Origin of the sequence: Kitasatospora sp. A2-31 (assembly GCF_022288725.1) — a bacterium.
In the GTDB taxonomy this organism is placed as follows: domain Bacteria; phylum Actinomycetota; class Actinomycetes; order Streptomycetales; family Streptomycetaceae; genus Kitasatospora.
The window spans coordinates 1-1,008 of the sequence record NZ_JAKNTA010000283.1 but is presented as its reverse complement, the minus strand read 5'-3'; the positions used below and the strand labels follow the sequence as shown (position 1 = coordinate 1,008).

The following is a 1,008-nucleotide window of genomic DNA, read 5'->3' as shown; positions in this document are numbered from 1 at the left end:
CGAGCCGTAGGACCCGCCACCGGCCGGCGCGGCGTCCTGCGCTCCGACCAGCTGGCCGGAGCCGGACGGCGTCTTGGCGCTGCTGCTCATGCTGCCCCACAGGGCCATCACCACGAGCCCGACCAACAGGACACAGAGCCCGGCCAGTCCGTATCGCTTCGTCAACATGTTCCTTGCCTTTCCATCGGTGGAATCTGGCCTTCCGTGGATCTGTGCGTCCCCGGTGATCCGGTCCGGCGGCGAGCGCCGGGCACCGGACACGGGACGCGGATGTCAGGGTCGATAGCCCTCCGGAACCTCTCGATCGGTCCGCCGCTCCGACGAGCGACACGGGCACCGCCGTGGCGGCCTCACTGCATCCGCAGCGCGAGCGCGGGACACCGGTCGACGGCGCGCGCCGCCTGGGAGAGCAGCCTCGCGGGTACGGGCATCACGGCGGCGGCGGGGAACCCGTCCGGCCCCAGCCGGATGACGTCGGGCAGGACGCCGGTGCACAGGCCGTGCGCCTCGCAGAGCGTCCAGTCGACGACGATGGAGCCGGCACTCTCCACCTCCGGCAGCGGCAGGACGTCCTGCGACGGCCGACCGCAGCCGCCCTGGTACGAGTGCGCGACCAGGTCGTCGTCGAACACGGCCAGGGACGAGGCCACGAACCGGGCGGCGGCGTCGGGGTGGCTGCACGCCCCCCGTCCGGTGACCGCCCGCATGCCGGCCTGCACCCGGTCGAGCGCGCGCTGCCCGCCGCCGCGGACCAGGTCCTCCAGGGCCGAGGTCAGATCGGGCAGCCCCAGGTAGCAGGGACCGCACTGGCCGGCCGTCTCGTCCGCCATCCAGCGGGAGATCCGGACGACCTCCCACAGCGGGCAGGTCGTCTCCGGCAGCGGCAGGATCGCCCCGGCACCCAGCGCCCCTCCGAGGCGCTGGAAGGACTGGCGGGAGATCACCGCCTGGCGGGCCGCGTCGGGCGTCAGCCACTTCCCGTGGTACCCGCCGACCAGCACGCCCCGT

1 protein-coding gene is annotated in these 1,008 nt (G+C 74.0%); it reads right to left on the bottom strand.

Features of this window, described 5'->3' with window-relative positions:
* Nucleotides 1-350: 350 nt before the first annotated feature.
* Nucleotides 351-1,008, bottom strand: a 658-nt coding sequence (locus tag MCM47_RS41470; protein ID WP_238951918.1) for an NADH-ubiquinone oxidoreductase-F iron-sulfur binding region domain-containing protein, incomplete at its 5' end; no start/stop codon positions are given.